Origin of the sequence: Pseudomonas sp. Sample_9 (assembly GCF_004307535.1) — a bacterium.
GTDB lineage: Bacteria > Pseudomonadota > Gammaproteobacteria > Pseudomonadales > Pseudomonadaceae > Aquipseudomonas > Aquipseudomonas mercuritolerans.
Genome location: NZ_RAZO01000413.1, coordinates 1 through 7,805, shown reverse-complemented (window position 1 = coordinate 7,805; position 7,805 = coordinate 1). Strand labels below are relative to the sequence as shown.

9 protein-coding genes are annotated in these 7,805 nt (G+C 60.0%); 1 reads left to right on the top strand and 8 read right to left on the bottom strand.

The genetic code is table 11. The features are described from left to right. From ccoP (D6877_RS23860) to ccoN (D6877_RS23825), 8 genes are all read right to left on the bottom strand, one after another. A partial coding sequence (ccoP, locus tag D6877_RS23860; protein WP_130912298.1) for a cytochrome-c oxidase, cbb3-type subunit III occupies positions 1-905 on the bottom strand: 905 nt, incomplete at its 3' end. After that, entirely contained in the window at positions 902-1,087 is a 186-nt protein-coding gene (locus tag D6877_RS23855) for a CcoQ/FixQ family Cbb3-type cytochrome c oxidase assembly chaperone (RefSeq protein WP_016775513.1), read from the bottom strand. The genes D6877_RS23855 and ccoP (D6877_RS23860), both read right to left, overlap by 4 nt. Positions 1,088-1,092: 5 nt before the next feature. Next, complete coding sequence (gene ccoO / locus D6877_RS23850; RefSeq protein ID WP_007917161.1) at positions 1,093-1,701, bottom strand: cytochrome-c oxidase, cbb3-type subunit II; 609 nt, start codon at positions 1,699-1,701, stop codon at positions 1,093-1,095. Then, the gene (gene ccoN, locus D6877_RS23845) at positions 1,701-3,143 is read right to left on the bottom strand and encodes a cytochrome-c oxidase, cbb3-type subunit I (RefSeq protein WP_024012334.1); all 1,443 of its coding nucleotides are present in this window, start codon (positions 3,141-3,143) and stop codon (positions 1,701-1,703) included. Before ccoN (D6877_RS23845) ends, ccoO (D6877_RS23850) begins: the two co-directional genes overlap by 1 nt. A gap of 481 nt (positions 3,144-3,624) precedes the next feature. Then, on the bottom strand, positions 3,625-4,578 hold the full coding sequence (gene ccoP / locus D6877_RS23840) for a cytochrome-c oxidase, cbb3-type subunit III (RefSeq protein WP_130912297.1): 954 nt from the start codon (positions 4,576-4,578) through the stop codon (positions 3,625-3,627). After that, complete coding sequence (locus tag D6877_RS23835; protein ID WP_016773878.1) at positions 4,575-4,772, bottom strand: cbb3-type cytochrome c oxidase subunit 3; 198 nt, start codon at positions 4,770-4,772, stop codon at positions 4,575-4,577. Before D6877_RS23835 ends, ccoP (D6877_RS23840) begins: the two co-directional genes overlap by 4 nt. Positions 4,773-4,775: 3 nt before the next feature. Further along, the gene (gene ccoO / locus D6877_RS23830; protein WP_003223389.1) at positions 4,776-5,384 is read right to left on the bottom strand and encodes a cytochrome-c oxidase, cbb3-type subunit II; all 609 of its coding nucleotides are present in this window, start codon (positions 5,382-5,384) and stop codon (positions 4,776-4,778) included. 10 nt (positions 5,385-5,394) lie between these two features. After that, complete coding sequence (gene ccoN, locus D6877_RS23825; RefSeq protein ID WP_024012337.1) at positions 5,395-6,819, bottom strand: cytochrome-c oxidase, cbb3-type subunit I; 1,425 nt, start codon at positions 6,817-6,819, stop codon at positions 5,395-5,397. A gap of 92 nt (positions 6,820-6,911) precedes the next feature. On the opposite strand from ccoN (D6877_RS23825), the gene D6877_RS23820 reads away from it, so the two are divergent. Beyond that, entirely contained in the window at positions 6,912-7,592 is a 681-nt protein-coding gene (locus D6877_RS23820; RefSeq protein ID WP_130912296.1) for an alpha/beta family hydrolase, read from the top strand. Positions 7,593-7,805: the final 213 nt, after the last annotated feature.

Below are 7,805 nucleotides of genomic sequence, written 5' to 3'. Positions count from 1 at the left end.
TTGCCCTGCAGTTGTTCCTGCGCCGGCATCTGGCCCTGACGGCCGTAGCGGATGGTCTGCTGCAGTTGCGCGAAGCTCGAGCCGTAGATGAATGCGCCCGGATGGGTCAGGTCAGGCGCACCCATGGCCGGGGTGCCTTTACCGGCAGGGCCGTGGCAAGCCACGCAGTTGGCGGCGAAGAGTTTCTGGCCGTTGGCCGGGTCGGCCTTGGTGCCTTCCGGCAGTTTGCGCCCGTCGAGATTGGTCACCACGAAGGCGGCTACGTCAGCCACGCCTTGCTCACCGATCACTTCAGCCCACGCCGGCATCACCGCGTGGCGGCCGCCCATGATGGTGGTCTTGATGGTTTCCGGCTCACCGCCCCAGCGCCAGTCGGCGTCGGTCAGGTTGGGGAAGCCATAGGCGCCCTTGGCGTCGGAACCGTGGCACACCGAGCAGTTGGACGCGAACAAACGGCCGCCCATCTTCAGTGCTTGCGGATCCTTGGCGACTTCTTCGATCGGCATCGCTGCGAACTTGGCGAAAATCGGACCGAAGCGAGCGTCCGAGCGGGCCATTTCCTTTTCCCACTCGTGAACGCCAGTCCAGCCGGTCTGGCCGTTGGCGAACGCGGTCTGCTTCTCGGTATCCAGATAGTTGTAGCCCGGCAGCAGACCTTTCCAGTTGCCCAGGCCCGGGTACAGCACCAAATAACCCAGGGCAAAAATGATGGTGCCGACGAACAGCATGAACCACCATTTCGGCAGCGGGTTGTCGTACTCCTCGATCCCGTCGAAGGAGTGGCCGACCGTCTCGTCCGTCTGTTCGCTGCGCTGGCCCTTGCGGGTCGACAGCAATAGCCAGGTCAGGGCGAAGATCGTACCGAGACTGAGGACTGTGACGTACAGACTCCAGAATGTAGTCATTCTTTGTTACTCCTAGAAGCTTGCTCGACGTGCTTGATGGCTTCGGGATCATCGGCAAAAGGCAGCATGGTCGCGTCGTCGAATTCCGACTTGCGCTTGGGGCTGAACACCCACAAGGCCAGACCGATGAAGGCCACCATCACGACCACGGTGCCCAGGCCTCGAATCATCCCGATATCCATCAGATTCACCGTTTGCTTTTGATGATGGTGCCCAGGCCTTGCAGATAGGCCACCAGCGCGTCCATTTCGGTTTTGCCCTTCACGGCATCCTGTGCACCGGCGATGTCTTCGTCGGTGTACGGCACGCCGAGGGTGCGCAAGACTTCCATTTTTTTCGCGGTTTCCTTGCCGTCGAGCTTGTTTTCCACGAGGAACGGGTAAGCCGGCATTTTCGACTCGGGGACCACGTTGCGCGGGTTATACAAGTGCGCACGTTGCCAGTCATCGGAGTAACGACCGCCCACACGGGCCAGGTCCGGACCGGTACGTTTGGAACCCCACAGGAACGGGTGATCCCAGACGCTTTCACCGGCAACCGAATAGTGGCCGTAGCGTTCGGTTTCAGCGCGGAACGGGCGGATCATCTGCGAGTGGCAGCCGACACAACCGTTGGCGATGTACACGTCGCGGCCTTCCAGTTCCAGCGCCGAACGTGGCTTCATGCCCTCGACCGGCTTGTTGGTGACGTCCTGGAAGAACAGTGGAACGATTTGGGTCAGGCCACCGACGCTGACGGCGATGACCATGAAGAAGGCCAACAGGCCAATATTCTTCTCGACAGCTTCATGCTTCATCAGTGAGCTCCAACGACGGCAATCTTGGCGGCGGCTTCGGCTTCAACCGGATCCGACGCACGAACGGTGCGGTACACGTTGTAAGCCATCAGCAGCATGCCGCTGGCAAAGAAAGCACCGCCCAGCGCACGGACGATGAAGCCCGGGTGGCTGGCCTGCAGCGCTTCGACGAACGAGTAGGTGAGGGTGCCGTCATCGTTGATTGCACGCCACATCAGGCCCTGGGTGATGCCGTTGACCCACATCGACGCGATGTAAAGCACGGTGCCGATAGTGGCGAGCCAGAAGTGCGCGTTGATCAGCCCGGTGCTGTGCATCTGCGCCCGGCCGAACAGTTTCGGGATCATGTGGTAGATCGCGCCGATCGAGATCATTGCTACCCAACCGAGGGCGCCGGCGTGTACGTGGCCGATGGTCCAGTCGGTGTAGTGCGAGAGCGAGTTGACGGTCTTGATCGCCATCATCGGCCCTTCGAAGGTCGACATGCCGTAGAACGCCAGCGATACCACGAGGAAGCGCAGGATCGGGTCGGTGCGCAACTTATGCCAGGCGCCCGACAGGGTCATCATGCCGTTGATCATGCCGCCCCAGCTTGGCGCCAGGAGGATGATCGACATCGCCATGCCCAGCGATTGTGCCCAGTCCGGCAGGGCGGTGTAGTGCAGGTGGTGCGGGCCGGCCCAGATGTACAGGGTAATCAGCGCCCAGAAGTGCACGATCGACAGACGATAGGAGTAGATCGGGCGTTCGGCCTGTTTCGGCACGAAGTAGTACATCATCCCGAGGAAACCGGTGGTCAGGAAGAAGCCCACCGCGTTGTGGCCATACCACCACTGGATCATCGCGTCAGTGGCACCGGAGTAGGCCGAATACGACTTGAACAGGCTGACCGGCAGCGACATGTGGTTGACGATGTGCAGCATCGCGGTGACGACGATGAATGCGCCGTAGAACCAGTTGCCGACATAGATGTGCTTGGTTTTGCGCTTGGTGATGGTGCCGAAGAACACCAGACCGTAAGTGACCCAGACAATCGCCAGCAGAATCGCGATCGGCCATTCCAGCTCGGCGTATTCCTTGGTGGTGGTGTAACCCAGCGGCAAAGTGATGATGGCGCCGACGATGACCGCTTGCCAGCCCCAGAAGGTGAAGGCAGCGAGGCTGTCGGAAATCAGTCGCGTCTGGCAGGTTCGCTGCACGACATAGTAGGAAGTGGCAAACAGTGCACAACCGCCGAAGGCGAAAATCACCAGGTTTGTGTGCAACGGGCGCAAGCGTCCAAAGCTCGTCCACGGCAGACCGAAGTTCAGTTCCGGCCAGACCAGTTGCGAGGCGATGAAGACACCGAGCCCCATGCCAAGGATCCCCCAGACCACCGTCATGATGGCGAACTGGCGGACTACCTTATAGTTATAAGCAGTCGGACTGATTGCTGTGCTCATTCTAAGGTTCCACGGTTTGGGTATTTTTATAGGGATAAAATCGGCCGCAAGTATGTATAAAGCAGGGGGTCATTGCAACGCGCCATGACCTGGGTCAATGCTTTCCAACGCTGATTCTGCGGCCTTTCCATGCGCCGAGTAGGGTCAAAAATGGCCTCTGACAAAATGTCGCAGTGGGCGTGAAAAGCTCGCAATCCGGATCGCCGTCAACGGTGCCCGTTCACAGGTCGTGATCGGGAAATTACGGGCAACCGGCGCAACAGCCGTTATCTACCTGCGTTTGCGGCGAATCCTTCAGCCGGTTCACGGCGCGCATCGTTCGGGATTGATCTGGAAACCGACTTCAGCCGGTCCGCTTCGATGAAGCGTAGACCCGAATCCGGGGTTCCGAAAGGAGAGGATCCAAGGGGTGCGACAATGCGTCGCAAAGGGGCGGGAAACTGCCGCAGCGAGAAAGCTGCGGCAGTGGTGCACGCAATTGTTATTTCTTGCTGTCTTCAGTTAACAGTTTTTCTGTGTTCAATCCGCGACTAAGGCTGTACACATAAGCGGCAAGCAATTGCACTTTATCGTTGCCCAGCAATTCGTTCTGCGCTGGCATATGCCCCTGACGACCATGGCGAATGGTCTGTTCCAGTTGGGTCAGGCTGGTGCCATAAATGAAGCCGGCCGGATGGGTCAGGTTTGGCGCGCCCATCGCCGCAGTGCCCTGGCCGGTGGCGCCATGACAGGCAACGCAAGTGGTGCTGAACGCCTGCTGCCCGGCTTGCAGATCCGCCTTGCTGTCGGCGGGTAGCGGCAGGCCGGCCAGTTCGTGGCGCACATACGCGGCAACGTTTTTCACCCCAGCCTCACCGAGCACTTCGCCCCAGGCCGGCATCGCCGCCATCCGCCCACCCATGATAGTGGTCTTGATCGTCTCGGCATCGCCGCCCCAGCGCCAGTCGCTGTCAGCAAGGTTAGGGAAGCCGAACGCACCCTTGGCATCCGAGCCGTGGCATACCGAGCAATTGGAGGCGAACAGACGACCGCCCATTTTCAGCGCCTGCGGATCCTTGGCCACTTCTTCCAGCGGCATCGCCGCGAATTTGGCGAAAATCGGCCCGAACCGGGCGTCGGCCTTGTTCATTTCCTTTTCCCATTCGTGCACGCCGGTCCAGCCATCCTCGTAACCGGGCAGGATGCCTTTCCAGTTGCCCAGGCCCGGATACAGAACCAGATAGCCCACCGAGAACACCAGCGTGCCGGCGAACAGCATAAACCACCATTGCGGCAGCGGATTGTCGTATTCCTCGATGCCGTCGAAGCTGTGGCCCATGGTCTGGTCGACGCTGCCCTTGGTCTCGCCCCGACGGGTGCCGATCAGCAGCCAGGTCAGGCCGATCAGGCTGCCAATGGTCAGTACGCAGATCCACGTACTCCAGAAGGTGGTCATGGCCGGGTACTCCTTGTTTCAGGGGCTGAAATTGTTTCGGGTAGTGGTTCGTCGGCGAATGGCAGCAGGCGTGCTTCGGCGAATTCCGGCGTGCGCTTGCGGTTGAACACCCACAAGGTCAGGCCGACGAACGCGACGAATACCACGACCGTGCCGAGGCCGCGAATCAGGCCAGCACTCATTTCAATGACCATGGTTCACCTCTTGCTCTTGATCGCAGTGCCGAGCACTTGCAGATAGGAAACGAGGGCGTCCATTTCGGTCTTGCCCTTGAGGCTGGCGACCGCGCCGCTGATGTCGTCGTCGGTGTACGGCACGCCGAGCGTGCGCATGGTTTTCAGCTTGGTTTCGGTGTGGCTGCTGTCGACCGCTTGGGTGACCAGCCACGGATAGGCCGGCATCTTCGATTCCGGCACAACGTTGCGCGGGTTGTACAAGTGCGCGCGGTGCCAGTCATCCGAATAGCGTGCGCCAACCCGGGCGAGGTCCGGACCGGTACGTTTTGAACCCCACAGGAACGGGTGGTCCCAAACGCTTTCGCCCGCAACCGAGTAGTGCCCGTAGCGTTCGGTTTCGGCGCGGAACGGACGGATCATCTGCGAGTGGCAACCGACGCAGCCTTCGCGGATGTAGATGTCGCGACCTTCCAGTTGCAGCGCGGTATAGGGCTTCATGCCTTCCACCGGTTTGTTGGTGACGTCCTGGAAGAACAGCGGGACGATCTGGGTCAGGCCGCCGATGCTCACGGCGAACACCATCAGCAGCATCAGCAGGCCGACGTTCTTTTCAATCGTTTCGTGTTTCATGGCGGACTCCTCAGGCCATCTGCGCGGCAGCAACGACATCAGCAGGCTGCGAGGCCCGCACGGTGCGCCAGGTGTTGTAAGCCATCAGCAACATGCCGCTTAAGAAAATCGCCCCGCCGATCAGCCGCACGACAAAGCCCGGATGGCTGGCCACCAGGGTTTCGACGAAGGAGTAGGTCAGCGTGCCGTCCTCGTTGACTGCGCGCCACATCAGGCCCTGGGCGATGCCGTTGACCCACATCGAGGCGATGTAGAGCACGGTGCCGATGGTCGCGAGCCAGAAGTGCGCGTTGATCAAACCGACGCTGTGCATCTGCGCTTTGCCGAAGATTTTCGGGATCATGTGGTACAGCGCGCCGATCGAAATCATCGCCACCCAGCCGAGCGCGCCGGCGTGAACGTGGCCGATGGTCCAGTCGGTGTAGTGGGAGAGGGCGTTGACAGTCTTGATCGCCATCATCGGCCCTTCGAAGGTCGACATGCCGTAGAACGCCAGCGACACCACGAGGAAGCGCAGGATCGGGTCGCTGCGCAACTTATGCCAGGCGCCCGAGAGGGTCATCATGCCGTTGATCATGCCGCCCCAGCTCGGTGCCAGCAGGATTAGCGACATCACCATGCCCAGCGATTGCGCCCAGTCCGGCAGCGCGGTGTAGTGCAAGTGGTGCGGGCCGGCCCAGATGTACAGGGTAATCAACGCCCAGAAGTGCACGATCGACAGGCGATACGAGTACACCGGACGCTCGGCCTGTTTCGGCACGAAGTAATACATCATGCCGAGGAAGCCGGCGGTGAGGAAAAAGCCCACAGCGTTGTGGCCATACCACCATTGCACCATCGCGTCGGTTGCACCGGCGTACACCGAGTAGGACTTGGTGAAACTCACCGGCAACTCAAGGTTGTTGACGATGTGCAGAATCGCCACGGTGATGATGAACGCGCCGAAGAACCAGTTGCCCACATAAATGTGTTTGGTTTTGCGCTGCATGATCGTGCCGAAGAACACGATGGCGTAGGCGACCCAGACGATGGTGATCAGGATGTCGATCGGCCATTCCAGCTCGGCGTACTCCTTGGAACTGGTGTAACCCAGCGGCAGGCTGATCGCCGCCAACAGGATCACCAGCTGCCAGCCCCAGAAGCAGAACGCGGCGATTTGCGGCGCGAACAATTGTGTCTGGCAGGTGCGTTGCACCGAATAAAAAGAACTGGCGAACAGCGCGCAGCCACCAAAGGCGAAGATTACCGCGTTGGTGTGTAGCGGGCGCAGACGGCCGAAACTGGTCCAGGGCAAATTGAAGTTGAGTTCCGGCCAGACCAATTGCGCCGCGAGAAAAACCCCGAGGCCCATGCCGACGATGCCCCACACCACCGTCATAATGGCGAATTGGCGGACCACCTTGTAGTTGTAGGCGGTACTGATAGAAGTGTTCATGGTTCCCCATCCACGGTTCAGCCGAAGTGAGCGCGTGCAAACGACGCGAATCCTTCGCCTGGAGTTATAGGCAGACTAAAAGCGAGGCAAGCATGGACAAACAGCACAAGGCCAGTATTGACGGGGATCAATGGGCGCAGTGTGTGCTCGATCATGGATGGTTGTGGGATGCCGCTGTTGGTGAGGCTTCAGCAACGCTGATTCTGGCCCACGGGGCGGGGGCGCCGATGGATAGCGACTGGATGAACGACATGGCTGGGCGCCTTGCCGGGCTTGGGGTCAACGTGTTGCGCTTTGAGTTTCCGTATATGGCGCAGCGGCGGGTGGATGGGGTGAAGCGGCCGCCGAATCCTGCGCCGAAACTGTTGGATTGCTGGCGTGAGGTGTTTGCGCTTGTGCGGCGTCATGTCGCTGGGGTTTTGGCTGTTGGCGGCAAGTCGATGGGCGGGCGGATGGCGAGTCTGGTGGCGGATGAGTTGGGGGTGGATGCGTTGGTGTGTCTGGGGTATCCGTTTTATGCGGTGGGGAAGCCGGAGAAGCCGCGGATTGAGCATTTGGCTGGGTTGAAGGCGCGGACGTTGATTGTGCAGGGGGAGCGGGATGCTCTGGGGAATCGCGAGGCGGTTGAGGGGTATTCGTTAGCGCCGGGGATTGAGGTGTTTTGGTTGGTGGCGGGGGATCATGATTTGAAGCCGTTGAAGGTTTCTGGGTTTACGCATTCCGATCATTTGGCGGGTGCTGCGCAGAAGGTGGCTGAATTTCTCCGTGACTGATTTTGAGTCGGGCCGGATTTTGCGTTGCATGAAGATCAGCTCCCTTTCCCCCTCGCCCCCTTGGGGGCGGTCCGACGTTTCGGGAGGGTTGGGGTGAGGGGGGTAGCTTTTGATCTTGCTCTTGGGGGCATATCCGTTGCTTCGGGAGCTGCGGCTGGCGGTTTCGCCTGACGGCGACTTACTTTTTTACAAGCGCCAAAAAAAGTAAGCAAA

Coding starts and splice junctions, on each gene's coding strand:
- D6877_RS23855 (WP_016775513.1), bottom strand. CDS start 1,087: ATGGATATCGGGATGATTCGAGGCCTGGGCACCGTGGTCGTGATGGTG.
- ccoO (WP_007917161.1), bottom strand. CDS start 1,701: ATGAAGCATGAAGCTGTCGAGAAGAATATTGGCCTGTTGGCCTTCTTC.
- ccoN (WP_024012334.1), bottom strand. CDS start 3,143: ATGAGCACAGCAATCAGTCCGACTGCTTATAACTATAAGGTAGTCCGC.
- ccoP (WP_130912297.1), bottom strand. CDS start 4,578: ATGACCACCTTCTGGAGTACGTGGATCTGCGTACTGACCATTGGCAGC.
- D6877_RS23835 (WP_016773878.1), bottom strand. CDS start 4,772: ATGGTCATTGAAATGAGTGCTGGCCTGATTCGCGGCCTCGGCACGGTC.
- ccoO (WP_003223389.1), bottom strand. CDS start 5,384: ATGAAACACGAAACGATTGAAAAGAACGTCGGCCTGCTGATGCTGCTG.
- ccoN (WP_024012337.1), bottom strand. CDS start 6,819: ATGAACACTTCTATCAGTACCGCCTACAACTACAAGGTGGTCCGCCAA.
- D6877_RS23820 (WP_130912296.1), top strand. CDS start 6,912: ATGGACAAACAGCACAAGGCCAGTATTGACGGGGATCAATGGGCGCAG.